Raw genomic sequence first — 26,900 nt, 5'->3', positions numbered from 1 at the left:
ATAGTAAAATTTTAAATTTGCATAAATTTATGTTATACTATACGTATTATTCGAATGGAGGAATGCCCATGTTTAAAGTTGGTGATCACGTCGTCTATCCTTACCACGGTGCTGGAACGATTAAGGATATTGAAGAAAAAGATGTTTTAGGTGAAACTCTTTCTTACTACATCCTTCACTTCCCTCTCGTTGATGTAAAGCTAATGCTACCAGAAAACCGTATTGATTCATCTGGTTTACGAAAGGTGATTGATCAAAAGGAATTAGATGTTCTTGTAGATGCATTACAAAATGGACCGGACATCCCACCATCTACAAGTCATTTCTCACGTGAAACAGAAAACTTATTGAAAAGTGGAAGTATTGTAGATGCCGCTCACTTGATCTCATCTCTTTCAAGAAAACAAGCAGAGCGAGCGAATGGATTACACATCCAAGATCGTAATCATTTGCAGAAAGCTCGTCAAATGATCGCGAGTGAACTCGTTCTAATGAATGATATGACAGAAGAACAAGCGTATGAGTTCATTGATAATGCACTGCTTGAGCTAAACTAAGCCAAATCATTGTCACATCTATCAATCTCCTTTATAATATAGGACAAATCGACAATCCTGTTCTCAATTGCTGAGGACAGGATCTCTCATTTTAGGAGGCCTGTCATGAATGTGATGAAAATTTCACCTCGCGGCTATTGCTACGGCGTAGTTGACGCGATGGTGTTAGCACGTCAAGCTGCACAAAATTTGGACTTGCCTAGACCGATTTATATTCTAGGTATGATTGTCCATAATAAGCATGTAACAGAAGCGTTTGTAGAAGATGGTATCATTTCTTTAGATGGACCAAACCGAGTAGAAATACTAAAACAAGTTAACAAAGGGACAGTTATTTTTACCGCTCACGGAGTGTCTCCAGAAGTAAGAAAGCTAGCCAAAGAAAAGGGACTAACCGTTGTCGATGCAACATGCCCAGATGTCACGCGGACGCATGATCTTATTCGTGAGAAAGCAGCAGAAGGCTATGAATTTATTTATGTCGGCAAGAAGGGTCACCCTGAACCTGAAGGAGCTATTGGTGTTGCACCTGACGCCGTACACCTTGTTGAATCCGTTGAAGATGTTGAACGACTAAATCTTCAAACCGATAAAATCACAATCACGAACCAAACGACAATGAGTCAATGGGACGTTTCTGATATTATGAAAAAAGCGATGGAGCTCTATCCTTCTGCTGAAGTTCATAACGAGATTTGCTTAGCGACTCAAGTGCGCCAAGAGGCTGTAGCCGAACAAGCAAAAGAATGCGACCTCGTCATCGTCGTAGGTGATCCAAAAAGCAATAACTCCAATCGCCTCGCTCAAGTTTCTGAACAAATCGCAGGAACGACAGCTTATCGAATTGGTGATATTACAGAACTTAAACTCGAATGGCTAACAGGAGTCAACCTCGTTGGGGTGACATCAGGAGCATCTACTCCGACTCCGATTACAAAAGAAGTGATTTCGTTCTTGGAACAATATGATCCAGAAGATGAATCAACTTGGGCACTCGAGCGTAAAGTCACGATACAGAAAATTCTTCCTAAAGTAAAAGCGAAGAAATAGCAAAAAACGCTGCACTGGTCATAGCCACGCGCAGCGTTTTTTATTGTCCTTTTAAACAAATTGGAACGGATCTGTGTTTGGTTTTGACGCGATCACTTTCGTATCATACTTTTTCTCTTCGATAAACTTATCAAAGAAACGTTTCACGCCCTCTTTCATCACTTTTTCAACGTTATGGCCTGGGTCTACGATATTGAGACCTTCCATCATCACATCATGTGCCACGTGATAATAAACATCTCCTGTGACCATCACATCTGCGCCTTTAAAGAGAGCCTGCATCATGTATTTATTTCCATCTCCACCGAGCACAGCCACTTTTTTTACAGAAGCCGATAAATCACCAACGACTCTTGCCCCGTTCACATCAAAGGCCAACTTCACATGCTCAGCAAACTCTTTTAACGACATTTCTTCTTTTAACGTACCAATCCGTCCAAGACCCAACGTCTCTCCCTTGTTTTCTAATGGGTAGACATCATAGGCTGGTTCCTCGTATGGATGAGCTTTCATAATGACTTGAATAACTCGATTTTGTAGATGCGCTGGAATGATCGTTTCCACTTTAACTTCTTCGACTTGCTCAAGTTGATTAGGTTGTCCGATATGAGGGTTTGTCCCTTCTCCAGGTAAAAAGGTACCGACACCATTTGTATTGAACGAACAGTGGCTGTAATCTCCGATATGACCTGCACCTACATTCCCTAGTGCTTCTCGTACTTGATCAGCATGAGTATGCGGGACATAGACGACGACCTTTTTCAGCGCAGTTGTTTGCGTCGGTGATAGCACTTCTGTGTCCTCTAATCCCAGTGCTTCGGCCATCATGTCATTCACTCCACCTTTAGTGACGTCGAGATTGGTGTGAGCAGCATAAATTGTAATATCATGTTTGATCGCTTTTTCTACAATTCGTCCGTGAGCGGTATTCGTATCAATTTTCTTTAATGGGCGAAATAATAACGGGTGATGAGCCACAATTAAATCGACCTTCTCTGAGACCGCTTCATCAATCACTTCTTCTAACACATCAAGAGCGACCATGATTTTTTTGATCGGTTTATTTAATGTCCCAATCATCACGCCGTTGCTGTCACCTTCTACGGCATATGATTTAGGAGCCCAACTCTCAAACTGTTGGATTAATGCTTGTCCATTTGCGAATTTGCCCATTACAAGACCTCCTGAACCATTTGAATTTTCATCTTTAGTTCCTCTTTTTTGTTTTTTAACTCTGCTGTTTCTGTTGCCTTTTCAAATTGGGTCAAGATGCGCTCCCAATTGCTTTTTTCATAGGTCCATTTTAATTGAAAGGCCTTATTGCATTCACTCATCAAATAAGGTCCTAGCAGCATCTTCTTTTCTTTCTCTTGCTCGTACAAAGGTAAAACATCGCCACGATCAGCGACAAGAATTTCGTAAATTTTATCATCTTCTTCAATAATTTCTTCTGCGATCAAATTCCACCCGTTTTCAAACAGCCACTTTCGAATCGTGATCGCTGATACATTAGGCTGAAGGATAAGACGCGAGACGCCATCTAGCTTCTCTTTTCCTTCTTCAAGGATCGTTGCAATTAATGCCCCACCCATCCCAGCGATCGTCACTGCATCAACGTGATCTTCCGAATGAATCACCTCAAGACCGTTTCCTTTTCGCACCGAGATTCGTTTTTCTAAAGCAGATTGTCTCACTTGTGTTTTGGCAGATAGAAAAGGCCCTTCATTCACTTCGCCAGCGATTGCTGTTGCAGCAGGGTCCTTCAAGCACAAATAGCAAGGTAAATACGCGTGGTCTGAACCGATATCCGCTGTTTTTACTCCTGTTGGTACATATGTAGCCACTCGCTCAAGGCGAGCTGATAATTGACGTTCATTCATTTTTTTCACCTATCATTTCTATATCATTCCTGCTTCTCATCTTACCGAGTTTACAGGCTTTTTTCAACTCTAGCTAACGTTTATCCTCATGAAAAAAAGCGAGAGTCACGAGAACCCCCACTTTTTCTACATTATTCAGAAATAGAAAGTAAATACTGAGAAATTGCATCAGCTTCTACATCATTCAGATTTGATATAGCAGGCATTGTGCCTATACCATTAAGAATGACATCTGTGATTTGATCTTGTGAGTATGAACCTTCAAGAGACGTTAAAGCTGGGCCTGAGCCACCGCCTAAATCGCCACCATGACAGCCAATACAAGAAGCTTGTGCTAGTCCTTCTCCAGCTGTAACTGGATCTTCAAACTCTGTTACTTCTTCTTCTACTTCATCTGCATTCATTGCTTCACGTTGATTTAACCCGATGAATGAAAGCGAGATCATAAGAAGAATACCTACGATTGCTATAATCGCAAAAGGTAAGAGTGGTCTACCTCTCATGCCGAAAACCTCCTTTGCATGTAAACTATTTTCACGTCAGTTATGTAGACGATAAAGATTACCTTCTCCATTTTACTCGAAAACACGACCTGTGAAAAGACAATGAGTAAAGATTTGCTTTTTTGTCACTCTTTTATTTTATCCAAAAGATGCCGAGTACGACAAGTCCTAGTACACCAGCAATTGAAAAAAAGCGCATTTTCTTTATCATTCCTATAAAAACCCAACCTACACAATGCAAAAGTACAACGACCGTCAACGCCATGTTACTACGTTCAAAAACAGTTGTCACTGCTTCCATTGATAGTATAAACAAAATAAGTGCAGAAATAAAATAACAAAATTCGACGAAAACCTTCGGTGTCCCTTCAGTCCTTCTCGCCAAAATAAACACAATTGTCGAAAGAATCAAACCAATAAGCATTTGCAATCCATTTGAAAAATCAGTAAAATAAATGACAAGAGTTGTAATAAAAAAACAGAGCTGCACAATGATCAATGTGAAGATCATCTTTTTGTCTAGAAAGCGCTTACTCACGGGTTCGATTAATTCTTCTTCTCCTTCTGTATAAAGGGTCAATAAAAAGTCACAGTAATGCTTTGGCAGTAGGTTCGATTGTCGCCAGTGTTTAATCTCGCGAATGATGACCTCTTTTCGTTGCTCATCCATCCTACTCCTCCTAAAGTGTCTGTGAGTGATGGAAAAATGGTTCACCCATCTAAGCGATGAGTAAACCATTTGTAACCGAACACTATTTATTGTTTATTCTAAGAAGTCTTTTAGGCGTTTACTACGGCTTGGGTGGCGAAGTTTACGAAGAGCTTTTGCTTCGATTTGACGGATACGCTCACGCGTAACGCCGAATACCTTACCGACTTCTTCTAACGTTCTTGTACGGCCATCATCAAGCCCGAAACGAAGACGTAAAACATTTTCTTCTCGGTCTGTCAATGTGTCTAGAACATCTTCTAACTGTTCTTTTAATAGTTCGTATGCAGCTGCATCAGACGGTGCAAGAGCTTCTTGGTCTTCGATGAAATCTCCTAAGTGTGAATCATCTTCTTCACCAATAGGCGTTTCAAGCGAAACAGGCTCTTGAGCAATCTTCAGAATCTCGCGTACTTTTTCTGGAGTTAATTCCATCTCTTGTGCTACTTCTTCAGGCGTTGGTTCACGTCCGAAATCTTGAAGTAACTGACGTTGTACACGAATGAGTTTATTGATCGTTTCAACCATATGCACGGGAATACGAATCGTTCTTGCTTGGTCAGCAATCGCACGTGTGATCGCTTGACGAATCCACCATGTTGCATACGTACTGAATTTGTATCCTTTTTCGTAATCAAACTTCTCAACTGCTTTAATTAGACCCATGTTACCTTCTTGAATTAAATCAAGGAACAACATGCCGCGTCCTACATAACGTTTCGCAATCGAAACGACAAGACGTAAGTTCGCTTCAGCAAGGCGACGTTTTGCTTCTTCGTCTCCTTCTTCAATACGCTTAGCGAGCTCAATTTCTTCTTGTGCAGATAGAAGGGGAACACGACCAATTTCTTTAAGGTACATACGCACAGGATCATTAATCTTAATGCCTGGTGGTACGCTTAAGTCATTTAGGTCAAACTCTTCCTCTTTTGCAGCTTGTTGAATCGCAGGGGCATCATCTGACTCATTTAGAATTTCGACACCTTGTTCTCCAAGGTACTCAAAAAATTCATCCATTTGGTCAGAGTCTTGATCAAACACAGATAATTTTTCTGTAATCTCTGTGTAGGTTAAGACACCTCTCTTTTTCCCTACCTCAACTAATTGTTCTTTGACTTGATCGATAGACAATTCACCTTCTGCTAATGGGCGTAATGGTTTCTCTGCCATTCGATCCCCTCCTTCCATTGTTCACAATCCAACTCTCGTGGTTGCTCTCTACAACATATTTAGTGAAGCTGCTTTTTCATTTTAATGATTTCCATTTTTAACTTGGCAGCTGCTACAGGATCATGTTCCTGTTTCATCTCTATTTCCTTCTGTTGTATCTCTACCCACTTTGGATAACTTTCAATCTGTTGCATATAGTCAATGATTTCTTGTTCGGAACATTCTTCATTAACAGATAGCATCGCAAGTTCAGAAGCCAAACCGATCAGTTCTGGGTCTTCTAAACGATGAACAAATTCACTAGGATTCGACTCACGCCCTTCACCGTAGTAAGCGTATAAATATGCCACAATAGCATGGTGTTCATCCACATTGAAATTTCCACCGATGCGCTCTTGTACCTGCTCAGCAATTTCAGCATCTCTCATCATATGTGCTAAGAGAAGCCTTTCTGCATTCTTATACGCAGGCAGCAATTTTTTTTGAGTCAATACTTTCGTCGTCCTGCGCGTTTCAGGCTGCTTATGCTGTTGATCTTTCTGCTTTTTCGCCCTAAATAATTGAAATTGTTCCTGCTTTAAGGCGTCAAGAGAAAGGGAAAATTCATCAGCAATCTGTCTGAGATAATGATCACGTTCAACCGCTCTAGTCAATGTAGAAATTTCTACTAACACTTCTTCGATGTAGCGCAGACGTTCTCCTTCATCTTGAAGGTTTTTTCCTTTTCTTAGGAAGCGCATTTTAAAGGCCATTAATGATAAGCTTGCCCCTATTACATCCGTTTTAAAGCGCTCTGCACCAAATTTTCGAATGAAGTCATCGGGATCTAGGCCATCTGGCATCAATGCTACCTTTACATGACAGCCTGCACTTTCTAATATACTAGCTGAGCGAAACGCTGCCTCTGTACCTGCTCGGTCGGAGTCAAAACAAATGGTGACTGTCTCCGCGTTTCGCCTAAGGATTTTTGCCTGCTCAGTCGTTAGCGCTGTTCCTAAGGTAGCAACCCCATTTTGAATGCCTGCTCCCCAAGCTGCGACAACGTCAACATACCCTTCAAATAGAATCGCTGCATTTTCTTTTCGAATCGTTGGTCTTGCTAAGTGCAAGGCATAGATCGTTTTGCTTTTGTGAAAAATAGGTGTTTCGGAACTATTCATATACTTCGGTTTCTCAGAACCAAGAATTCGTCCACCAAAAGCAATGACATTTCCTTGCCCATCCCAAATTGGAAACATTAAACGATTTCTAAACCTGTCGTAATAGCCTTGGTCTGAATCTCTCACACCAAGTAGACCAGCTTTCGCAACAGTGTCTAAATTAAAGCCTCGTTTCTCACAAATAATCGTTAAAGAATCCCAACGATCGGGGGCAAATCCAATTTGGAAATGCTCGAGTTGCTCTTTCGTAAACTCTCTCACCTTGGCATACTCTCGCCCTGTTAACCCTTCTTCAGTTAACGTTAGGACATGATGATACAATTTAGCCGCTAATGCATGCGCATCGATCATCATTTTATGAGGAGTGTTAGTTGAGCTATCTCTTTGTTCGATCTCCGGCAAATCAATATTCACTTGGTTGGCTAAGTGCTTTGCTGCATCCACAAAGGAATACCCTTCATGTTCCATCAAGAAAGAAAATACATTCCCTCCTGCACCACAACCAAAGCAATGATACAATTGCTTCTCTTGTGAAACAGAAAATGAAGGGGTTTTTTCTCCGTGAAATGGGCATAAACCCGTGTACTGTCTACCTTGTTTCTTTAATTGAACATAGTCACTGATCACTTCAACAATGTCCGTCTGTTGACGAATTTGTTCAATAGTCTCTTCTGGTATGCGACTACTCATATTAAGCATCACCATGTTTCTTTTCTGACTGAGTGTATATATGTTCGAGTTTTTTTGCTATATTCCTTCTTCTTTTGATAAAATTCTAGTTAATTGGTGACAAAACCGCATTCGATCTTCTTCCGTAAAGGCTTTTGGACCTTTAGTTTTTCCGCCTTTTCGCCGTTCTTTCTGTGAAAGATACCGCGCATCTAAAAGTTGCATAATGGTTTCTTCGCGATAGACTATCCCTCTTGGTGACAGGACGGAAACACCTTTTGGAAGCAAAATAGAAGCAAGTGCATGATCTTGAGTCACACAACAATCTCCACGTTTTGTATGATTAAGTATGTAAAGATCGGCTGCCTCTTTATCCGAATCGACCGTTACTTGTAAAAACATATCGGGTACGGTAATATGATGAGCAGTTGATGAAACAAATACCGCTCCTACCTCATATTCTTGGCAAATCGACACGATCTCACTTTTTACAGGACACGAGTCCGCATCTACAAAAACGCGCACCATTTGGTTGCTCATAACTTGAATTCAACATCTCCTTCTAATTTCCTGCATACATTTTAAAGAATTTAGCTGTTTTTTGTCGAATGTTACGAATTCCAGCGTTTTTTTCATCAATATGCTATTTATACACATTCTCCTTTACTATCATTACCAAAAAAACAAGAAAAAGTCTTGACTTTTTAAATTTATATGTTCTTTTTTCCAATCAAGAACAAAAGACGCTTCAAATAAGAACACAATTCTTTATTATACGGAACTTTCAATGGTTTGACTAGTATTATTTTACTGACAGGCAAAATTAGAAATGAATACCAAGACCTAGTAACATAATAGAGGCACCTTTTTTTAAAAAGGTGCCTCTTTGTTATGCCTTATTACGTTGAAACATGCTTGAGATTAAGTTAGCTGTTTCTTCAACAGCCTTATTGGATACATCAATGACAGGACAACCGATGCGGTTCATGACATTTTCAGCAAACTCAAGTTCTTCTTTAATACGTTCGATATTCGCGTAATTCGCTTGAGGTTTTAACCCTAGTGCTTTTAGTCGCTCCGCACGAATATCATTTAATTTTTCAGGACTAATCTTTAGGCCGATACATTTTTTAGCAGAGATTTTAAATAATTCCTGCGGCGGTTCCACTTCTGGAACGAGTGGAACATTGGCAACTTTTAAGCGCTTATGAGCTAAGTATTGTGATAATGGCGTTTTAGACGTTCTTGATACACCGATAAGTACAACATCAGCTCGGACAATGCCTCTTGGGTCACGGCCATCATCATACTTAACAGCAAACTCGATCGCTTCCACTTTTCGGAAGTAATCCTCATCTAATCGATAAACAAGCCCTGGTTCATACCTAGGTTGTTTACCTGTCAACGTTTCTATCTTGTTTAACATCGGTCCAATGATATCTACCGTTTCTACGTTTTCTTGTGCCGCTCTTTCAATTAAATAATTCTTAATTTCCGGCACAACTAACGTAAAAGCAATCAATGCATTAGCGCGAGAAGCTAAATAGATGATTTCATCAATCGTTCCTTGGTCTTCCACATAAGGAATTCGACGAACTTCAACCCCTGCACCATTAAATTGGCTCGCAGCAGCTTTCACAACTAACTCAGCAGTTTCCCCTACAGAGTCTGAGACAACATACACAACAGGGCGTTGCTTGAATTCTTCCATCATTACCTCCTCGTATCTGGTGCTTCCCTAGATTGTTTCATCATTTGCTAAATCTACGAGCAGCGAAGTAATATTTGTTTTTGTAATTCTACCAACCACTTCATAACCTGATCCAAAATCAACTTCTTGTACAATGGGCAACCCATCAATCTGCTTACTGATCAGCTTTTTTGCAACTTCGATAATTAAGTCATCTTGTTTGCACACCGTGATGTTTGGCATTCTTGTCATGATAATACTAACAGGGATCGATTCTAAGGCCTGTTTTCCAAGACTAGCTCGTAACAGATCTTTTCTTGAGAGCACACCAACGAGTGACGTGCGTTTATCTGTAACAAACAACGTCCCAACATCCTCAAGGAACATCGTACAAATCGCATCATACACTGAAGATGATTCTAGCACGACAATCGGTCTTGATTGATAGTGCTCAACTGTAATATTTTTGACCTTATCCCCAAGTAATTGAGCGCCTGTTTTTCCCGTATAGAAATAACCCACTCGCGGTCTAGCATCCAAATATCCTGCCATCGTTAGAATCGCTAAATCAGGACGGAGCGTCGCACGCGTAAGTGAAAGACGTTCTGCAATTTGCTCACCTGTAATTGGTCCATTTTCTTTCACAATGCTTACAATAAATTCTTGCCGATTTGTGAGTTCGATTGTGTCCACCGCCTTCAACACACAAATGTGTTATGCTTTATGCTCAATATTATATACTAAATGATCTACTTTTTGCACATATCATGCATAATTCCTTCAAAGTAGGCGATTTAATTAGCTAAATACAATCGATTGGAAGTTAGCAAACGCGCGAATGACAGATGATAATTCCTTCATTTGAGCCAGGCGATTGGCTTTAATTTTTGCATCTTCAGCCATGACCATAATATGATCAAAGTATGCATGAATAACAGGTTCAATCGCTGCAAGACTAGTAAAAGCTGCCTCGACATCTCCCTTTTCCAATGCTAGGTGCACGTCTTTTTCAGCTTGTTGGTAGCTAGTAAATAATGCATGCTCTTGTTCTTTCTCGAATAAATCTACAGTTGGAGAGGCTGTTGTTTCTGCTTTTTTAGCAATGTTTGTTACACGACTAAGCGCCTCCACCATTTTCTTAAATGACTCTTCATTAACTTGTTGCATGAGAAGCTGTGCCTTTTTCACTGTCGTTGGTACATGGATCGGCTCACCTGTCATCACCGCGTCAATCACATCATAGCGAATCCCTTTTTCTTGCAAGGCATTTTTCACACGCAACGTGAAGAATTCAATCACATCACGAACAATGTCCACCCGATCACGCTTTAATAAACCGCGATCTTCGGCTACATTTAAGCTTGCTTCTACAAGATCTTGGATCGTTACATTTAGCTCATACTCATTGACCATTTGTACAATTCCAGCTGCTTGTCTTCTAAGGGCATAGGGATCTTGTGAACCTGTCGGAATAAGACCAATGGCAAAACAAGTAACAATCGTGTCTAGCTTATCCGCTAAACTTACGACCGTCCCAACTTTTGTCGTGGGGCTCTTATCTCCTGCGAACTTCGGTTGATAATGTTCATTAATTCCGATCGTCACTTCTTTTGATTCACCGTTTAACTCCGCATACACCTCACCCATTCGACCTTGTAACTCAGGGAACTCATTGACCATTTGCGTGACAAGATCAAATTTTGCAATCTCAGCAACACGGTCTGTCACTTTTTGATCCGCAGCGTTAAGACCAACCATTCGGCTAATCGCTTCTGTACTTTGACGAACTCGACGTACTTTATCAGCAATGGATCCAAGGTCTTCATGATAGACAATGTTTTCTAAGCGTGATAACGCATCTTTTATCTGAAGTTTTTGATCTTCGGCAAAGAAGAACGCCGCATCAGATAGGCGAGCACGTAGAACCTTTTCATTTCCTTTTGCTACATTTTCAAGGTGCTGATGATCCCCATTACGTACAGTCACAAAATGAGGAAGCAATTGACCTAAGTCATCTTGAACAGGGAAGTAACGTTGATGTTCACGCATCGATGTAATTAACACTTCTTTCGGAATTTCAAGGAATGACTCATCGTAGCTACCTGATAAAGCCGTTGGGTATTCTACAAGATTCGTTACTTCTTCAAGAAGATCTTCATCAACTGGAATGACCCAGCCGTTGCCCTCTGTCATCGATTCTAATTGATTGCGAATCGCACGCTTGCGTTCCTCTGGTCTAGCAATGACGTATTGGCCTAGTAACGTCGTTTCATAATCAGCCGGTGTATCAAGTGTCACAACATCTCCTAAGAAGCGGTGACCACGTGTCGTGTTTCCTGTTTTCACATCTGTAATCTCAAATGGAATCACTTCTTGACCGTACAACGCAACCATCCATTGAATCGGACGAGCAAACCGTAGATCATACTCGTTCCAGCGCATGTTTTTCGGGAAATGCATGGATGTAATCAATTCTTTTAATTGCGGCAGCAGCAAGGCAGTCTCTTTTCCGGCTGTGAATGTTTTCGCATACACATATTCGACCCCTTTTAACTCTTGGAAAAATAGATCATCCGTTGATACGCCTTGACCTCTTGCAAAGCCTTGAGCTGCTTTAGACCAATTTCCGTCCGCGTCTTTTGCAATCTTTTTAGCCGGCCCTTTCGCCTCCGCCTCAACATCCGGTTGTTTCTCTACTAAACCTGTGATTAATAACCCTAGACGGCGTGGTGTTGAAAATGCTTCAATCGCGTCATAAGATAGGCGTTGTTCTTGTAACCAAGTCGTCACTTTATCTTTCAGTTGATTCATCGAGTCCGTCACAAATCGTGCTGGCAACTCCTCTAGACCAAGCTCAAATAGAAAATCGCGTTTACTCATGATCTGCATTCTCCTTCTTTTTTAACATTGGAAAACCTAAACGTTCACGTTCGTTATAATACAATTTCGCAGCCGTACGAGCTAAATTACGAACTCGTCCAATATAGCCCGTTCGTTCAGTTACAGAAATCGCTCCGCGTGCATCGAGTAGATTAAATGTATGTGAACATTTTAAGATGTAATCATACGCTGGAAACACAAGGTTTTCATCTAGCGCACGTTTTGCTTCTTGCTCGTACGTACCAAATAGAGAGAACAACATTTGGCTGTCTGATACTTCAAATGTGTATTTTGAATGCTCATACTCTGGTTGTTTGAAAATGTCTCCGTACGTAAATCCTTCTACCCATTCAAGATCAAAGACATTTTCTTTATCTTGGATGTAGGAAGCAAGACGCTCGAGTCCGTATGTAATTTCTGCAGAAACAGGATTGGCTTCGATTCCACCCACTTGTTGGAAGTACGTAAATTGCGTAATTTCCATCCCATCTAACCAAACTTCCCAACCAAGACCAGCACATCCTAATGTTGGATTCTCCCAGTTATCCTCAACAAAGCGAATATCATGCTTTAAAGGATCAATGCCAAGAGCGCGTAAACTATCTAAGTAAAGCTCTTGAATATTGGTTGGGGAAGGCTTCATAATGACTTGGAATTGGTGATGCTGGTATAAACGGTTCGGGTTCTCCCCGTATCTTCCATCAGCAGGACGACGGGAAGGCTCCACATACGCCACATTCCACGGCTCAGGGCCAATTGTTCTAAGAAGGGTAAATGGACTCATCGTCCCTGCCCCTTTTTCAGTATCATACGCTTGCATGATCATACAGTTTTGCTTTGACCAAAATTCTTGCAATGTCAAAATCATCGTTTGCACGTTCATCGTGATTCCTCCTTCAAGGTTATATACGTCTAGACGGGAAAGAAAAACGTAGGAAAAACAAAAAAACTCTCGTCCTTATGCCGAATAGCTTTCGACATAGGGACGAGAGTTTTTCCCGCGGTTCCACCCTACTTATTCAACTTGCGCGCAAGTCAAATCACTTTCACCGTCTATGCTCAGGAATGCCTTCTGATTAAACTGTTGCCCTAGCTCTCACCATCCTAGGTTCGCTTTCAACAGGATTTAACCGTACTTCTTTCCGTCTAAGCATCATATCATAATACTAGCATCATACTAAAAACTCATCTTCTCTGTCAACAAGCTTCACCCTTTAAAATCGCCCATTTTTTCTAGTTGTTCGAGAAAACGTTTGGATTTTAAAGTTAAACCAGAATATTCATCATAATACGATTGGATAATCAATTTCAATTCACGTTTTGTTTCATCTTTTAAAGAAATCTGACCTAAACGATTCATGTCCATATAATAAAACAATCGTAACAACCTTGCTGTATGAGGAGTTATCCAAAAGGCTCGTTCATCTTTATGCATGCATTTTTTGCATAAAAAACCAGCTTGCACAATGGAAAAGCCCGTTGGAATGTCAGTATCACCGCAACTTGCACATTGATCAAGCTCAGGCGAAATACCGGCAACGGCCATCATTTTCATTTCAAAAATACGAAGCAACACATCTGGGTCAATTCCTTCATCAAGATACATCAATGTTTGTTGTAAAAGATTAAAGAGCGGTTCGTTCGGTTCTTTCTCATCCGTTAGCTTATCCACCATTTCAACCATATAGGTCGCATAGGCAGCCAAGAAAAGATCACTTCTTATTTCTTTGAAAGACGAGATCATCTCCGCTTGATTTAACGTACCTAGTCCACCGCTCCTTTGGAACAAGAAGAGACCGTGAATAAAAAGTTGGGAAACAGCAGCGAGACGACTTTTAGGTTTTTTCGCTCCACGTGCCATGACGCCGACCTTACCATTTTCTCTCGTGTATAACGTAACAATTTTATTCGATTCACCATAATCTGTTGTTCGAATGACAACAGCTTCTACTTTTTGCATCATAGCTACTCACCACGTCTTCATATTAGAACAAACAAGATCAATGAGTGGGAGCGTCTAACGTGTCCATAGCATCAACGTCTTCTTGGCTTGACTCATCATCAGAATCGCGCTCAAGCTCTTTCATTAATAAATACGTATCCAAGTTGCCAGTCATTGAAAAAACCTTCCAGGAAAAATCGAGCATCTCAGATTCCACCTTTCTCTCAAGACTTTAACGCCCTGTACTTCTAGGTTGACCTTGTTTGTACAAATCATGTTAAGGAATAATTGTTAATTTCATCAACTTGACAAAGAGGCGTTGTCATATTTTTGAAGAAACACTTACTGCTTTCATATTAATCGTTTCCATATAAAAAAACAATGGCTATACGCCCAGCCATTGTGAAAATATGATTTCTTTTTTGTTACAATTCAGTTGAATGGAAAAAAAGCGACGTTTGAGCTGCCGCTACGACTAATTTTAGACTACATGTAGCTTCCTGAGAAAGTTTTCGCGCAGAAAGTATCCATTTCCGCGCGAGTATTTAGCTTTTTCGAGCAAATCTCATACGTTTCCGCGCAAATCAGACACGTTTTCGCGCAAATGCAGTAAGGAAATGGAAATTACATTTGCATGACGCCTCTTAACGGCAACCTCCGCTTTTCTTGTCTAGCTGCTGGGCTCAGTGGCTAGTAAAATTCCGTTCGCCTCGGTCGATAAGTCAACATCAGATCACTGCGTTCTCTGTGTTTCCTTTATCTCGGTCACCGTACTCCATTTTATACGCCACTAAACGAGCCCTTCCGCTTTTCTGTCTAGCTGCAGCTCCTTGGAATTCGGGTAAACCCGGTGAATCCAACGAAGTCAAAAAGCGACTTCTTTTGGCTTCCCCTAGTTTTCCCTCATTCCAGAACAGTCGCTTCCGCTTTTCTTTTAATATTCTTCGTCTCTGAAGCCTAGGTCTCTTAGGTGGCTTGGTTTGTTGCGCCAGTCTTTTTGGACTTTGACCCATAGCTCTAGGTAGACTTTTGAGCCTAGTAGAGTTTCGATGTCGGCTCGTGCGCGTTTTCCTACTTCACGAAGGAGGCTGCCTTGTTTGCCGATGACAATTCCTTTTTGTGAATTCCTTTCGACGATGACGGTAGCTCCGATGTAGATCACGTCATTGTCACGTTTTTTCATTTGCTCGATGTCAACAGCAATGGAATGTGGCACTTCTTCGCGAGTCACATGAAGCACTTTCTCTCTAATTAATTCTGCTACAATAAAGCGCTCTGGGTGATCGGTGACTTGATCGCTTGGGTAGTATTGTGGTCCTTCGTCAAGATGGCCGATAATTTGTTCCATTAACGTCGGCACATTACTTCCTTGTAATGCCGAAACCGGAATGACTTCCGTGAAATCATACTTTGTGCGGTATGTTTCAATAATGCCAAGTAAATCATCTGACTTCACTTTATCAATTTTGTTGATGACTAGAAAGACGGGTGTTGACGTTTCTTTTAGGCGTTCAATAATATATTCCTCACCACTACCAAACGCTTCACCAGCATCCACCACGTATAATACAAGGTCGACTCCACGCAAAGTGTTTTGTGCAACTTTCATCATAAAGTCACCGAGCTTATGTTTAGGCTTGTGGATTCCAGGTGTATCAATAAAGACAACTTGCGATTCATTGCTCGTATAGACACCTTGAATTTTATTACGTGTCGTTTGTGGCTTGTCTGACATGATGGCAATCTTTTGTCCAATCACATAATTAAGTAGGGTAGATTTCCCGACATTCGGTCTTCCAATAATCGAAACAAATCCTGATTTAAATCCTTTTGGTGAATTATTCATTTAGATCCTCCGCTGTAAATGCTCCTGGCAATAATTCTGATACTGTCATTTCCTGAACATCACCCTTTAAATTTGTTAAGTATACTGCTGCATTTGGTGGCATTAATTCAACCATCACTTGACGACACGCCCCACATGGAGTCACAGGTCGTTCCGTATCAGCGATAATGGCAATAGCTTCGACTGTCCGGTTGCCTTCCGAGTACGCCTTATACAAAGCCGTACGTTCAGCACAATTGGTTAGACCATATGATGCATTTTCAATATTTGCCCCTTTGAAAACCGATCCATCCTCCATAAGTAATGCTGCTCCGACTTGGAACTTTGAGTAAGGAACATACGCATTTTCACGTGCTTCCTTAGCCTTGTTCATTAATTGTTGTTTATCCATTTTTCTCTTCCTCTCTTTTACTTCGTATTTCGACGAGCATTTCATCTGAGTGAACAACAGCTTCTTTTTGCTCCGCTTCACTCGCTTCATCAGGAGGTACGACCACACCACCTGAAATAATAAACTTTAGACCTTGTTCCACTGTCATATTTAGTTCAATAACATCTTCTTTCGGCACTAAAATCAACCACCCAGATGTTGGGTTAGGCGTCGTTGGTAAAAAAACGTTGATACACTGCCTAGAAGTTACTCGTTGTACTTCCTCTTTAGATTCACCCGTCTGAAACCCAACCGTATACAGTCCTTTTCTAGGGTATTCGACGAGTACCACATTTTGAAATGACGTTCTCTCCTGAGCAAAAGCGTGAACGATTTGTTCAACAGAGGTATAAATGGAATTGGCAATCGGTATTTTTCTAAACGCTTGATCAATGGAATCAAGGACTCTAATTCCTCGACCTTTTAACCGCAGTGCACCAACCCACGTAAGCAATAAGATGGTTAATACAAAGCCAATTCCAAGTAAGCGTTCAGAAAATGGTGTGTAGACACCTAAAAAATAAATGCGATCATCGACAGTAGAAATGACATTCAATGCTTTTAAAATTCCCGTTACAAATGAGCCTAAAAAAGAATCAATAAGAGTAAACAGAAACTGTATAACATAAATAGTAGCAATTGCTGGGAGGAGGAACAATATTCCCGCAATAATATTCTTCTGAAATGTCTTCCACATGTGATGAGAATCTCCTCTCGTACACTTACTCGATTTGATACATTTTATAAAGATGATAGCTTTTCAAGAATATAAGGAATAAACAAAACTAAACCAATAATGACAGCAAAAACACTATACACGAATACAGCCGAAGCGGCAACGTCTTTTGCTCGTTTGGCGATAGGGTGGTACTCCTCTGTTACAAGATCGACGGTTCTCTCAATCGCGGTATTCATGATTTCTAAGGAGAAAATTCCGCTAATCACGAGTAAAATAATTAACCATTCAATACGTGACACATCTAACCAAGCCCCTAAAAGAACTACCACGACCGAGAGGCTAATATGAATTTGCATGTTCTGCTCATAAAAGAACACATGCTTTAACCCCTCAGAAGCGTAGCCAAATGAACGGAGTAGCCGAGAGAATCCGCGCTTATTTCTATCTTGTAAGCCCATACTCGCTTAAGATCTCCTCTTGACGTGAGAACATCGCTTGTTCATCGGCTTCTGTCATATGATCGTATCCTAGTAAGTGTAAAAAACCATGGACCGTTAAAAAACCTAGTTCTCGGTCAAACGAATGACCATACTCATCAGCTTGGCGCTTAATATGAGCAACAGAAACAATGATGTCTCCTAATGCATTAGGAATTCCTTCTCCTACAAGTTGAATTTCATCTTCCATTTCATCATTAAGTGCAAATGATATGACATCTGTAGGTGTGTCTTTGCCGCGATATTCTTTATTAATCTCTTGTATTCTCGCTTCATCAACAAGTGTGACAGACAGTTCGATCTCACCGTCTAACTTCTCAAAGTTAACGGCTGTCGTAATAAGGTCTGTCATCAATTTTTCTTGTTCGGGTGTTAACGTCGTCGTTTCATCATGTAAATCGATCGTTAAATTCATGTTTTCGTCTCTCCTTTATCTTTTTTATCGTCTGGGTATTCAATGCGTTGATGGAACGTTCCTTTTAATGACTCACACATCGTTACCGTAATCTGGTTCAATTGCTTTAAGGTAATATCAGATTCGTCAAATTGTCCGTCTTCAAGCTTGTCTGTAATGATCTTCCGTACTAACCCTTCGATTTTTTCAGGTGTAGGAGCCGACATCGATCGAACGGCTGCCTCGACGCTATCAGCAATCATTACAATGGCAGCGACCTTTGTTTGAGGTTTAGGACCAGGGTATCTAAACTGATCTTCGCTCACCACTTCGTCTGATTCCTCTTTTGCTTTATAATAAAAGAATTTCAGCAAACTCGTCCCATGGTGTTGTTCGGCAATATCAATGATTTCTTTAGGCATCTTATGTTCTCTTAACAGCGCCGCCCCATCATATGGGTGAGCAACGATAATGTTGGTGCTCGCCAGTGGCTTTAATTGATCATGCGGATTCGCCATTTTTTGTTGATTTTCTATAAAGTAATGGGGCCGTCTCGTCTTACCAAGATCATGGTAATAGGCTCCCACACGTGCTAGTAATCCATTCTCTCCTACTGCTTCACATGCAGCTTCTGATAAATTACCGACGACGACACTATGATGATATGTTCCAGGTGTCTCGGTTAAAATTTTTCGAAGCAGTGGTTGATTGGGACTAGAGAGTTCAATTAGCCTTGACGTTGATAAAATCCCAAACCCTGCCTCGAAAAACGGGAGCAAACCAATTGTTAAAACAGCCGCTAAGAATCCCGATAAGAAGGCAAATCCAACGTGCATTCCCACCTCTATCCAACTACTTTGAACGGTTCTCATAAAGAGGAGCGATATAATTGCCACAATATTTACAAGGGAGACAAAGAATCCCGCTCGCAAAATTCGTGACACTCGGTTGGATCGACTTAAGTAATACGTCCCTGCAAAGGCACTAAATAAAATATAGACCCCGTATGTAAAATGGAACGTACCTACTCCGTCATTATTAAAGTAAATGCTTCCTACGACTGCAAAAAGTACACTCGTAAATAATGAAATTCTCGGATGGATTAAGGTGGTGAGCAGCATGGCTCCTATCGCAACCGGAACAATAAATCCGATTCCACTAATATCCAAACCCTCAAGCAAGCTCGACATTTTCATCAACATGGCCGTCACAACAAAGATTAAAATAAAGAGAACCAAATGACTATTGTTGTGTTGAACGGTCGTCTTCGCTTCTTTCAAGTAATAGGCGAGCATTCCTATCATTAATAACACTAACAATGCTAGACCAATATACGGATTTGGATTAAATGAATCTTCAAGTAAACCAACGAGACGAAGTTGTTCATAAATTTCATACTCAACCATTTCGCCTTCTTTTACTAGCAACTGTCCTTCACGAATCATCACAGGTTCCACCCGATCACTCGCTTCTTGACGAAGACGCTCTGTCCCTTCGAGATCATAAATATAATTCGGGATGATAGCAAATTGCGCAATTTCGATCATTGCTTCTAACAGACGCTTACTAACCGTTGAAATAGCAAACTGCTCATCAACAGACTGTTTAATGTCATTTAAATTCTGAATGGAAATCTGCCGACTCATCGCTTCATGTACAGCATTCGCAGTCGCTTCTTGAGCAATTCGAAGTTGAGAAGCGTTTGAATTCATTAACGTCAGAATCGTCTCATCCGACAAATCATTGCTTGTCCCTGAAGAAAGAACTTCTTGAATGTACGCTAGTTGTTCATCATTTTCTTCTTCGCCGTCAGCTTCTTCTACCTCTTCTTCTACTATACCCTCTTCATCAAAAGCAACTCTTCTAATGAGCTCAAATATATCATTCACTTTCACTACTTGATTCTGGGCATAATCTCGTTTTAATTCATAAACGGGGTTGATGGCGTCAATGGCCTCACTTCTTTTCTCTTCTGTTTCAATACGGTTCTCCGTCGTGATTGGCGATCGAATATCTCTGTCTGCAATTTGCGACAAACGCACATCAAGCGTTTCGGGGATAATGTTACCTAGCATTGAAACATATAAAAAGAGCGCGAGAATGATAAATAAAATCGTTCGTATGTAACGATGGTCGCGTATACGCTTCCACCAAGGTATATGATCAATAGAAAAACGTTTCCTCAAGATTGCCTCACCCCTTTATCTTAAAACAACTTTCTACCCTCTGCTTATATCCTCCCTAGGAACAGATAAGACCCTCGTCAAGCGAGGGTCTTATTGAAGCGTTCACTCAAGTTGTGTGACCACTACTGCTTGCTATTTAGCTTTCTTCGTTTTGAGTCTCATACGCAGTTAAAATCTTTTGAACAAGCGTATGCCTTACTACATCCGAAGCGTGTAAATAAATAAAACCAATGTCTTTGACAGGCTGTAATATATCAATAGCCACTTTTAATCCTGATTTTTTTCCTTTAGGTAGATCAATTTGTGTTAAGTCTCCATTGATCACCATTTTCGAACCAAAACCAAGTCTAGTAATAAACATTTTCATTTGTTCTTGGGTTGTATTTTGCGCTTCATCTAAAATAACGAAGGCATCATCTAACGTTCGGCCACGCATGTAAGCAAGTGGCGCGACTTCAATCGTTCCACGCTCCATTAAGCGCGTCGTGTGCTCAACACCTAATACATCGTGAAGGGCATCATAGATCGGTCGTAAGTAGGGGTCTACTTTTTCTTTCAAATCACCTGGTAAAAAACCTAAGCTCTCACCTGCTTCTACTGCTGGTCTTGTTAACACAATTCGTTTCACATGACCTTCTTTTAGTGCAGTGACCGCTAACACCACAGCAAGATACGTTTTCCCTGTACCTGCTGGACCTATACCAAAGACCATATCTCGTTTTTTAATTGCCGAGACATAATGACGTTGCCCGAGCGTTTTAGCAATAATGACTTTCCCTCTCGCTGTGACCGCAACTTTCTCTTCATAAAGCTCATGTAGTTCATCCAACTGATCACGCTTCGCTAGTTCAACTGCGTAGACTACATCACGTTCTGTAATGGAAATCCCTTTTCGAACTAATTGTACGAGTGAAGCCAGTACTTTTTGAACATATTGAATATTCTCTGGGGTCCCATTAATTGAAACTTGTTCACCCCTTGTGACAATAGACACTTCAAGCAACTCTTCTATACGTTGTAGGTGACGATCGTTTGGGCCAAGTAAAGCTTGGATTTCTCTCGTGCTCTTCACTTCTAGTTGAATCGATTTCATCTCTGACAAGAACATCAATCTCCTCGAATGATCGGTTGTGCCGATGTGATATCTTCTAGTACTTGGTAGTGAATCTGTAGTTTAATTTTACCATTCTCTAAGGTTTCGTGCAAAACTTTTTCACCAATAATTTCCGCATCATCTGGAAGTCCACGAACAAGCTCTACTCGAGCCATCCGTTTCGCTTCCTCAATCGCTTCTTCTTTGGTGTACGTACGGTTATACGAAGATGTTTCCCGAATTTCCTTTCGTACATACTTTAAAGGAAGCGACAAATTAAACAAGTGGAATTGTTTTTCTTCGATAAATTCTTGCGTTTGCTCGAAGTCATGTCCACGAAGTCCCCAGAAAGGTAGATTCACACTTGCTATAGAGAGGTAGTGACGATCTTTTGATTCCCCTGTTAACGTGGTAAAAAGCCGTTCTATCGGAATCGTTGCTTCTGACTTGTACCAAATTTCTCCACGAACATCAGCAATTGCTGCAACAATTTCTGTCTTCCCTTCTTTCCCGATCTCTCCTTTGACGAGCATATCACCCTTATCCACGAAATCATTTGGTTTCACTTCTGCTTGACCATGTTCTACAAAAATGTCATGAATAATGGCCTTCTTTTTCGCAACTAAATGTCGCGGACTTACTCGAGCGGCTTCTTCTGGCAACTTCTGTTCGACCACTTCAAATTGATAGGTCGTCCCCTTTTGACGAACCCCGACCCAGGTGGCCCCACTAACTTGTTCTGTTACATCACGTTGAATTTGCTCAACACTCGGCAAGGAAAATTGAAAACTGCCTCGCTTGATCCCCATTTCTTGAACCACTTGGCGCAACTCGTGCTCAACATGCGGGGAGGCTCCTTCCACTTCTACTTTCCAAACCATGTTTGATAAAATAAATATAATAGCCAAACACGCAGCCAGTCCGATTAAAAAACCTGCACGTAAACTCATTTTACGTAAAATAGCAGGTGTCCCTTTCCGATCATGAAATGTCACTTTGCAGTCGGTTGTGCGTAATAGCGGACGAATCTTGGTTGCATCTTCTATGTCCATATAAAAGACAATTCTCTCATCACCCACTCGTTTAACCTTCCAAATCGATAGCCGCTGTTCGATACATCGATTGAGAAATCGCTCGGGGTAAGCTCCGTCCACCCTTACCCTGACATAACCTTTGACAGCTTGCATCCAATTATTTCGCATACTCGGTCCCCCTCTTCTCTACTCGGTCTTAAGTGACATTTATTCATTTAAATAAATCACTTGGTCGATCCGTCCTTCTAATAGAAGCTCCTCTGGTAAAATCGTTTTTATCACAAATTGATCACCTTTTATTAACAGTTGTCCTTGTTTAAGTAACAACCTAAGTTCCTGATTGGAGAATCGTAAAACCCCACGATGGTTTTCAATATAAATATGTAGTTGACCAATCATGGTGATACGCGGCAAGTCCATCATGACATCTGCTGGAAGCTGCATGTTTTTTGTCATCCATACTCTCATCTGTTGTTTAAATTTTTTCATGCACGACCCTCCCCCTTCTCTCATTTTTATGTCAAAGGCTTGTTGGTTATCACAGAAATCTCGATGAGCAAAAAAAAAGCCGCACAGAGTATACTCTGTGCGACTCGTTACTATTATCTCATTCGTCTTGACTGCATAAAACTTTGATGAGGATTTTTCCCTCTAGGTTTCCCTAGTACTTCAGCAAACACAATGGCCTTCATCGCCTCTTTATTAGATAAGCGATTCAGTTCGAGGTCAAGTTTAGAACTCGAGCGCTCTTTGTCTGTTGATGATCCTATCTCATTTCTTGCAGCTAGAATTCGATCATTTCGTTTATTCTTTAATCCTTCATACCGATCGTGTAGTTCTTGCTGACGATCAACGACTCCACTTACTTCTTCACGCTGATTGATCGGTTCAAATGAAACCGGCTTCGGCCGTTCCTCAAAGGTAGGTTGAGCGCGTTCTGGTTCGGGAGATGGAGGTTGCTCTTGCTTAAAGATCTCTCTCCAGTCCACTCGTTCCTCTTGTTGCACTTCCCCTGCTTGCTGTTGCCTTTGTGGACGTTCAGGTCTTTCTTCTGAATTCCCAGCTTCTCTCATTCGATTGAAGAAACTTATTATCCCACCGATCACAATAATGACGAAGAAGATATTGGAGAAAATTAAATCAAACAGTGATTCCATTTATGTTCTCCTCCTTCCATCACTAGGAGAATGCATTATTGACCACGCTTGTTGTTTTGATCATCTTCCCCTGTTGCCTTACTTATTGACCCACGCATATCTGTATCAGCCATCACGTTTTGATAGTTCATATAATCCATTACGCCCATGTTTCCTTTACGTAATGCATCTGATAATGCCATAGGTACTTCTGCTTCTGCTTCCACAACTTTCGCGCGCATTTCTTCGACACGAGCCTTCATCTCTTGTTCTTGTGCCACAGCCATTGCACGACGTTCTTCGGCTTTTGCTTGTGCAATCTTCTTATCTGCTTCAGCTTGATCTGTTTGTAATTCAGCACCAATGTTCTTGCCGATATCAATGTCTGCGATATCAATCGATAGAATCTCAAACGCTGTACCAGCATCAAGACCTTTAGATAAAACGGTTTGAGAAATCATATCTGGGCTTTCAAGAACTTTCTTGTGATGTATAGCAGAACCAATCGTTGATACAATCCCCTCACCAACACGAGCGATAACCGTATCTTCCCCGGCACCCCCGACAAGGCGATCGATGTTTGCACGCACTGTAATACGCGCTTTTGCTTTTACTTCAATTCCGTCCATCGCTACACCGGCAATGAATGGTGTTTCAATTACTTTTGGGTTTACACTCATTTGAACTGCTTCTAATACGTCACGACCAGCAAGGTCAATCGCTGCTGCACGCTCAAAGCTTAATTCAATGTTAGCACGTTGCGCTGCGATTAACGCATTAACAACACGGTCAACATTACCACCTGCTAAATAGTGACCTTCTAGTTTTGATGTACTAAGATCAATACCTGCTTTAACGGCTTTGATCAATGGATTTACTACTCGTGCTGGAATAACTCGACGTAAACGCATCCCCACTAGTTCGAAAATCCCAATCTTCACTCCTGCAGCTAGTGCAGAAATCCACAACATAACAGGTACAAATGTAAATAGTACCGCTAGGAAGATAATTAATACCGCTAAACCAACCAATAATCCAATACTTCCTGGATCTAATGTCATTTTGTTTCCTCCTTTTAATTATAAGTTACCTTTTACCTCACGAACAACAACTCGTGAACCAGATGTATAGACGACCTGGATTTTCCTACCCTGTTCAATATATCCTCCTTCAGATACAACGTCAAGGCGTTCCCCATTAAAAACAGCCGAACCAGATGGTCGCAGCGGCGTTAATGTTTCACCATCCATCTCCATCAATTCTGATCTTGTATGGTTGGTGATATAGCCTTTTTCTGAACTTGTTGAATCCGTGAGAATAAGTTTTTTCCACGGCCCTCGGTGACCAAAATACCTAAAAATAAAGACGGTCCCAAGTGCGGTTAAAATCACTGCTATAAAGATTGAAATGACCATGGAGGACATCGAAAACGATGCAAGCAGCATCCCACCAATGATCGAGCCTATGCCGAGTACACCAAAAATGCCAAAGCCAGGCACAAAAATTTCAATCATGATTAGTAAGAACCCTATTGCGAACAAGAGAATCGATTCCCATCCCGCAAAACCAGCAAATAAATGGCCAAAGAAAAACAACCCTAATGCTGAAAGGCCCATTAATCCAGGGACCCCAAATCCAGGCGAATACAATTCAAGTACGAGTCCGAGGCTTCCAACCGATAATAAAATTGGAATAATAATTGGATTTGTTACAAATCTAGCAATTTGCTCAGCAAAACTGACTTGCATATCTTGTTCTGTCACTTGATCTAGTTCTAGATACTCAAGCAACTCCGCTCGGTTAGAAGCAATCGCTTCTGCATACCCGACACTCACCGCTTCGCTTGATGTTAGCGTCAAAAATTCTTCATTTTTTAAGCCTAAATCAGGTATTTCGACGGTTCGGTCAGCCATTGCCAAAGCATATAGAGGATCACGGTCATTCAATTCCGCTGACGCACGCATCTCAGCTAACCAAAAAGATTGTGTCTTCTCTTCAGCGGCATTACCGGCTCCATCAATCACACCTGCTGACCCCATCGTTGCACCTGGAGCCATCACAATCTCATCAGCATTTAAAGCAATATAAGCACCGGCTGAAATCGCATCTTTGGTGACATACGCAATGATCGGAATATCAGTATTTCGCATTAATCGTGCGATATCACCTGCTGCATCAACCGCACCGCCTGGAGTATGAATCTCGAGAACAATGTAATCAGCCCCTTGTTCTTTCGCCGATTCAAATGAGCGCTTCATAAAAGCCGCTAAACCTCGTTCCACCGTTTGTTCAACAGGTATGTAGTAGACGACTGGATCGCTTTGATTAGTCTCACTATGAACAAAGGATTGAATCGGAATAAGGAGTAACGCACCGATAATCATAAGTAATGATACCTTTAACCGAATACGATTCATTTAACTACCTCCCTTCTAATTGGTCTTATGTAGCTTTACGTGTAATCTCTTCATAAGGTTTCAATTTTTTCTATATTTAGTTTAGCACGAACGAATCATGAACTTCCACTCAAGGGCTGCATTCACAAATAAAAATGCCACGTTTCCGAGGAAACGTGGCATTTGTGTCATTAATTATGATAAGTGTTGTTGCACAAGACGATTCACAAGTCCACCATCAGCTTTACCTTTAACCTTAGGCATAACTGCTCCCATGACCTTACCCATGTCTGCTTTGGTGGAAGCACCGACTTCATCAATGGTTTCCTTGACGATTGCTGATACTTCTTCTTCTGAAAGCTGTTCTGGCATATAGTCATCAAGTATAACGATCTCGTCGCGTAACTTGGAAGCTAAATCTTCACGGTTTGCTTGTTCAAACTCATGGAGCGAATCCTTGCGTTGTTTCAGTTCGCGATTCAAAACCGTAAGGCTATCATCGTCCGTCAACTCACGCCCGAGCTTAATCTGCTCGTTTTGCAACGACGACTTTACCATACGGATGACAGAGAGTTTTTGCTTATCTTTGTTCTTCATCGCACTCTTCATATCTGCAGTTAAACGATCTAGAAGATTCAATGAATACACCCTCTCACTTCTTAGAACTTACGTTTTCTTGCTGCTTCAGATTTCATCTTACGTTTTACACTAGGTTTTTCATAGTGCTTACGCTTTTTAACCTCAGCCAACGTTCCTTCTTTAGAGAGTGATCTCTTGAAGCGACGAAGTGCAGCATCAATCGATTCGTTTTTGCGAACACGAGTTTCTGCCATTATATTCCCCTCCCTCCGAAACAACCAATCAAACGGCACATATCATTCGAGTGCACGTCTTATCTAATTATAATATAGCAGCCTCATAAGGTCAACCCATATTTTAGTTTATTCACTATTTAATAAGGATTTAAAGGCGCTTCACCTTGAATTTGCAAAAAAATGG

The 26,900-nt window shown here is 41.1% G+C and carries 29 protein-coding genes; 2 read left to right on the top strand and 27 right to left on the bottom strand.

Annotated features, from left to right (window positions below):
• The first annotated feature begins 68 nt into the window (after window positions 1-68).
• Together CDZ88_RS04550 and CDZ88_RS04545 are read left to right on the top strand one after the other, a co-directional pair.
• On the top strand, window positions 69-557 hold the full coding sequence (locus CDZ88_RS04550; protein WP_100372411.1) for a CarD family transcriptional regulator: 489 nt from the start codon (window positions 69-71) through the stop codon (window positions 555-557).
• A 105-nt stretch (window positions 558-662) separates the two neighbouring features.
• Complete coding sequence (locus CDZ88_RS04545) at window positions 663-1,607, top strand: 4-hydroxy-3-methylbut-2-enyl diphosphate reductase (RefSeq protein WP_100372410.1); 945 nt, start codon at window positions 663-665, stop codon at window positions 1,605-1,607.
• Window positions 1,608-1,658: 51 nt separating this feature from the next.
• Here CDZ88_RS04545 and CDZ88_RS04540 read toward each other — a convergent pair whose 3' ends face one another.
• The 27 genes from CDZ88_RS04540 to rpsU all read right to left on the bottom strand — a co-directional run bounded on the left by CDZ88_RS04540 (window position 1,659) and on the right by rpsU (window position 26,734).
• On the bottom strand, window positions 1,659-2,780 hold the full coding sequence (locus CDZ88_RS04540) for a Nif3-like dinuclear metal center hexameric protein (RefSeq protein ID WP_100372409.1): 1,122 nt from the start codon (window positions 2,778-2,780) through the stop codon (window positions 1,659-1,661).
• Window positions 2,780-3,487 carry a tRNA (adenine(22)-N(1))-methyltransferase gene (locus CDZ88_RS04535; RefSeq protein ID WP_100372408.1) on the bottom strand — a complete coding sequence of 236 codons (708 nt, stop codon included), beginning with the start codon at window positions 3,485-3,487 and terminating at the stop codon, window positions 2,780-2,782. Before CDZ88_RS04535 ends, CDZ88_RS04540 begins: the two co-directional genes overlap by 1 nt.
• Before the next feature lie 131 nt (window positions 3,488-3,618).
• Window positions 3,619-3,990: a cytochrome c550 gene (gene cccA, locus CDZ88_RS04530; RefSeq protein WP_100372407.1), complete on the bottom strand. Its 372-nt coding sequence runs from the start codon at window positions 3,988-3,990 to the stop codon at window positions 3,619-3,621.
• A gap of 133 nt (window positions 3,991-4,123) precedes the next feature.
• Window positions 4,124-4,660, bottom strand: coding sequence for a hypothetical protein (locus CDZ88_RS04525; protein WP_100372406.1), 537 nt, complete (start codon window positions 4,658-4,660; stop codon window positions 4,124-4,126).
• Between the two features lie 93 nt (window positions 4,661-4,753).
• Window positions 4,754-5,869, bottom strand: a complete 1,116-nt coding sequence (gene rpoD / locus CDZ88_RS04520) for an RNA polymerase sigma factor RpoD (RefSeq protein ID WP_100372405.1) — start codon at window positions 5,867-5,869, stop codon at window positions 4,754-4,756.
• Between the two features lie 59 nt (window positions 5,870-5,928).
• Window positions 5,929-7,719 (bottom strand): DNA primase, encoded by a 1,791-nt coding sequence (dnaG, locus tag CDZ88_RS04515; protein WP_100372404.1) that lies wholly within the window; start codon window positions 7,717-7,719, stop codon window positions 5,929-5,931.
• 57 nt (window positions 7,720-7,776) lie between these two features.
• Window positions 7,777-8,226 carry a YaiI/YqxD family protein gene (locus tag CDZ88_RS04510; RefSeq protein ID WP_232718559.1) on the bottom strand — a complete coding sequence of 150 codons (450 nt, stop codon included), beginning with the start codon at window positions 8,224-8,226 and terminating at the stop codon, window positions 7,777-7,779.
• Window positions 8,227-8,587: 361 nt separating this feature from the next.
• Complete coding sequence (locus CDZ88_RS04505; RefSeq protein WP_100372402.1) at window positions 8,588-9,409, bottom strand: pyruvate, water dikinase regulatory protein; 822 nt, start codon at window positions 9,407-9,409, stop codon at window positions 8,588-8,590.
• 27 nt (window positions 9,410-9,436) lie between these two features.
• On the bottom strand, window positions 9,437-10,081 hold the full coding sequence (locus tag CDZ88_RS04500; RefSeq protein WP_157796475.1) for a helix-turn-helix transcriptional regulator: 645 nt from the start codon (window positions 10,079-10,081) through the stop codon (window positions 9,437-9,439).
• A gap of 105 nt (window positions 10,082-10,186) precedes the next feature.
• Window positions 10,187-12,268, bottom strand: coding sequence for a glycine--tRNA ligase subunit beta (gene glyS, locus CDZ88_RS04495; protein WP_100372400.1), 2,082 nt, complete (start codon window positions 12,266-12,268; stop codon window positions 10,187-10,189).
• Entirely contained in the window at window positions 12,261-13,151 is an 891-nt protein-coding gene (glyQ, locus tag CDZ88_RS04490) for a glycine--tRNA ligase subunit alpha (RefSeq protein ID WP_100372399.1), read from the bottom strand. Before glyQ ends, glyS begins: the two co-directional genes overlap by 8 nt.
• 324 nt (window positions 13,152-13,475) lie before the next feature.
• The gene (recO, locus tag CDZ88_RS04485) at window positions 13,476-14,231 is read right to left on the bottom strand and encodes a DNA repair protein RecO (protein WP_157796474.1); all 756 of its coding nucleotides are present in this window, start codon (window positions 14,229-14,231) and stop codon (window positions 13,476-13,478) included.
• A gap of 37 nt (window positions 14,232-14,268) precedes the next feature.
• The gene (locus CDZ88_RS04480) at window positions 14,269-14,415 is read right to left on the bottom strand and encodes a YqzL family protein (RefSeq protein ID WP_100372398.1); all 147 of its coding nucleotides are present in this window, start codon (window positions 14,413-14,415) and stop codon (window positions 14,269-14,271) included.
• Between the two features lie 729 nt (window positions 14,416-15,144).
• On the bottom strand, window positions 15,145-16,056 hold the full coding sequence (era, locus tag CDZ88_RS04475; protein ID WP_100372397.1) for a GTPase Era: 912 nt from the start codon (window positions 16,054-16,056) through the stop codon (window positions 15,145-15,147).
• Entirely contained in the window at window positions 16,049-16,492 is a 444-nt protein-coding gene (locus CDZ88_RS04470; protein WP_100372396.1) for a cytidine deaminase, read from the bottom strand. The genes era and CDZ88_RS04470 overlap by 8 nt, the downstream gene beginning before the upstream one ends.
• Complete coding sequence (locus tag CDZ88_RS04465) at window positions 16,440-17,183, bottom strand: DUF502 domain-containing protein (protein WP_100372395.1); 744 nt, start codon at window positions 17,181-17,183, stop codon at window positions 16,440-16,442. Before CDZ88_RS04465 ends, CDZ88_RS04470 begins: the two co-directional genes overlap by 53 nt.
• A 44-nt stretch (window positions 17,184-17,227) precedes the next feature.
• A complete protein-coding gene (locus CDZ88_RS04460) occupies window positions 17,228-17,623 on the bottom strand; it encodes a diacylglycerol kinase family protein (RefSeq protein WP_100372394.1) in 396 nt (131 codons plus the stop codon).
• Entirely contained in the window at window positions 17,607-18,077 is a 471-nt protein-coding gene (gene ybeY, locus CDZ88_RS04455) for an rRNA maturation RNase YbeY (protein WP_100372393.1), read from the bottom strand. Before ybeY ends, CDZ88_RS04460 begins: the two co-directional genes overlap by 17 nt.
• Window positions 18,074-20,242: an HD family phosphohydrolase gene (locus CDZ88_RS04450; protein ID WP_100372392.1), complete on the bottom strand. Its 2,169-nt coding sequence runs from the start codon at window positions 20,240-20,242 to the stop codon at window positions 18,074-18,076. The genes ybeY and CDZ88_RS04450 overlap by 4 nt, the downstream gene beginning before the upstream one ends.
• Before the next feature lie 136 nt (window positions 20,243-20,378).
• A complete protein-coding gene (locus tag CDZ88_RS04445) occupies window positions 20,379-21,335 on the bottom strand; it encodes a PhoH family protein (protein WP_442857110.1) in 957 nt (318 codons plus the stop codon).
• 14 nt (window positions 21,336-21,349) lie between these two features.
• Complete coding sequence (yqfD, locus tag CDZ88_RS04440; RefSeq protein ID WP_100372391.1) at window positions 21,350-22,537, bottom strand: sporulation protein YqfD; 1,188 nt, start codon at window positions 22,535-22,537, stop codon at window positions 21,350-21,352.
• Window positions 22,538-22,576: 39 nt separating this feature from the next.
• Window positions 22,577-22,858, bottom strand: coding sequence for a sporulation protein YqfC (yqfC, locus tag CDZ88_RS04435; protein ID WP_100372390.1), 282 nt, complete (start codon window positions 22,856-22,858; stop codon window positions 22,577-22,579).
• Between the two features lie 113 nt (window positions 22,859-22,971).
• Window positions 22,972-23,526 (bottom strand): hypothetical protein, encoded by a 555-nt coding sequence (locus CDZ88_RS04430; protein WP_100372389.1) that lies wholly within the window; start codon window positions 23,524-23,526, stop codon window positions 22,972-22,974.
• Window positions 23,527-23,561: 35 nt separating this feature from the next.
• A complete protein-coding gene (gene floA / locus CDZ88_RS04425; RefSeq protein ID WP_100372388.1) occupies window positions 23,562-24,566 on the bottom strand; it encodes a flotillin-like protein FloA in 1,005 nt (334 codons plus the stop codon).
• A gap of 18 nt (window positions 24,567-24,584) precedes the next feature.
• Window positions 24,585-25,922, bottom strand: a complete 1,338-nt coding sequence (locus tag CDZ88_RS04420; RefSeq protein ID WP_100372387.1) for an NfeD family protein — start codon at window positions 25,920-25,922, stop codon at window positions 24,585-24,587.
• A gap of 174 nt (window positions 25,923-26,096) precedes the next feature.
• Complete coding sequence (locus CDZ88_RS04415; protein WP_100372386.1) at window positions 26,097-26,540, bottom strand: GatB/YqeY domain-containing protein; 444 nt, start codon at window positions 26,538-26,540, stop codon at window positions 26,097-26,099.
• A 20-nt stretch (window positions 26,541-26,560) separates the two neighbouring features.
• Complete coding sequence (gene rpsU, locus CDZ88_RS04410; RefSeq protein ID WP_100372385.1) at window positions 26,561-26,734, bottom strand: 30S ribosomal protein S21; 174 nt, start codon at window positions 26,732-26,734, stop codon at window positions 26,561-26,563.
• Between the last annotated feature and the right edge of the window lie 166 nt (window positions 26,735-26,900).

The sequence above is a fragment of the Bacillus sp. FJAT-45037 genome (genome assembly GCF_002797325.1).
GTDB lineage: Bacteria > Bacillota > Bacilli > Bacillales > Bacillaceae_D > Alkalihalophilus.
Note: the sequence above shows the minus strand (reverse complement) of the source record. Positions and strands in the feature narration are given on the sequence as shown.

What these genes read in the sequence shown, in the direction of transcription:
- CDZ88_RS04550 (WP_100372411.1), top strand. Translation starts at nt 69, where the DNA reads ATGTTTAAAGTTGGTGATCACGTCGTCTATCCTTACCACGGTGCTGGA.
- CDZ88_RS04545 (WP_100372410.1), top strand. Translation starts at nt 663, where the DNA reads ATGAATGTGATGAAAATTTCACCTCGCGGCTATTGCTACGGCGTAGTT.
- CDZ88_RS04540 (WP_100372409.1), bottom strand. Translation starts at nt 2,780, where the DNA reads ATGGGCAAATTCGCAAATGGACAAGCATTAATCCAACAGTTTGAGAGT.
- CDZ88_RS04535 (WP_100372408.1), bottom strand. Translation starts at nt 3,487, where the DNA reads ATGAATGAACGTCAATTATCAGCTCGCCTTGAGCGAGTGGCTACATAT.
- cccA (WP_100372407.1), bottom strand. Translation starts at nt 3,990, where the DNA reads ATGAGAGGTAGACCACTCTTACCTTTTGCGATTATAGCAATCGTAGGT.
- CDZ88_RS04525 (WP_100372406.1), bottom strand. Translation starts at nt 4,660, where the DNA reads ATGGATGAGCAACGAAAAGAGGTCATCATTCGCGAGATTAAACACTGG.
- rpoD (WP_100372405.1), bottom strand. Translation starts at nt 5,869, where the DNA reads ATGGCAGAGAAACCATTACGCCCATTAGCAGAAGGTGAATTGTCTATC.
- dnaG (WP_100372404.1), bottom strand. Translation starts at nt 7,719, where the DNA reads ATGAGTAGTCGCATACCAGAAGAGACTATTGAACAAATTCGTCAACAG.
- CDZ88_RS04510 (WP_232718559.1), bottom strand. Translation starts at nt 8,226, where the DNA reads ATGGTGCGCGTTTTTGTAGATGCGGACTCGTGTCCTGTAAAAAGTGAG.
- CDZ88_RS04505 (WP_100372402.1), bottom strand. Translation starts at nt 9,409, where the DNA reads ATGGAAGAATTCAAGCAACGCCCTGTTGTGTATGTTGTCTCAGACTCT.
- glyS (WP_100372400.1), bottom strand. Translation starts at nt 12,268, where the DNA reads ATGAGTAAACGCGATTTTCTATTTGAGCTTGGTCTAGAGGAGTTGCCA.
- glyQ (WP_100372399.1), bottom strand. Translation starts at nt 13,151, where the DNA reads ATGAACGTGCAAACGATGATTTTGACATTGCAAGAATTTTGGTCAAAG.
- recO (WP_157796474.1), bottom strand. Translation starts at nt 14,231, where the DNA reads ATGATGCAAAAAGTAGAAGCTGTTGTCATTCGAACAACAGATTATGGT.
- CDZ88_RS04480 (WP_100372398.1), bottom strand. Translation starts at nt 14,415, where the DNA reads ATGCTCGATTTTTCCTGGAAGGTTTTTTCAATGACTGGCAACTTGGAT.
- era (WP_100372397.1), bottom strand. Translation starts at nt 16,056, where the DNA reads ATGAATAATTCACCAAAAGGATTTAAATCAGGATTTGTTTCGATTATT.
- CDZ88_RS04470 (WP_100372396.1), bottom strand. Translation starts at nt 16,492, where the DNA reads ATGAAATGCTCGTCGAAATACGAAGTAAAAGAGAGGAAGAGAAAAATG.
- CDZ88_RS04465 (WP_100372395.1), bottom strand. Translation starts at nt 17,183, where the DNA reads ATGTGGAAGACATTTCAGAAGAATATTATTGCGGGAATATTGTTCCTC.
- CDZ88_RS04460 (WP_100372394.1), bottom strand. Translation starts at nt 17,623, where the DNA reads ATGGGCTTACAAGATAGAAATAAGCGCGGATTCTCTCGGCTACTCCGT.
- ybeY (WP_100372393.1), bottom strand. Translation starts at nt 18,077, where the DNA reads ATGAATTTAACGATCGATTTACATGATGAAACGACGACGTTAACACCC.
- CDZ88_RS04445 (WP_442857110.1), bottom strand. Translation starts at nt 21,335, where the DNA reads ATGAAATCGATTCAACTAGAAGTGAAGAGCACGAGAGAAATCCAAGCT.
- yqfD (WP_100372391.1), bottom strand. Translation starts at nt 22,537, where the DNA reads ATGCGAAATAATTGGATGCAAGCTGTCAAAGGTTATGTCAGGGTAAGG.
- yqfC (WP_100372390.1), bottom strand. Translation starts at nt 22,858, where the DNA reads ATGAAAAAATTTAAACAACAGATGAGAGTATGGATGACAAAAAACATG.
- CDZ88_RS04430 (WP_100372389.1), bottom strand. Translation starts at nt 23,526, where the DNA reads ATGGAATCACTGTTTGATTTAATTTTCTCCAATATCTTCTTCGTCATT.
- floA (WP_100372388.1), bottom strand. Translation starts at nt 24,566, where the DNA reads ATGACATTAGATCCAGGAAGTATTGGATTATTGGTTGGTTTAGCGGTA.
- CDZ88_RS04420 (WP_100372387.1), bottom strand. Translation starts at nt 25,922, where the DNA reads ATGAATCGTATTCGGTTAAAGGTATCATTACTTATGATTATCGGTGCG.
- rpsU (WP_100372385.1), bottom strand. Translation starts at nt 26,734, where the DNA reads ATGGCAGAAACTCGTGTTCGCAAAAACGAATCGATTGATGCTGCACTT.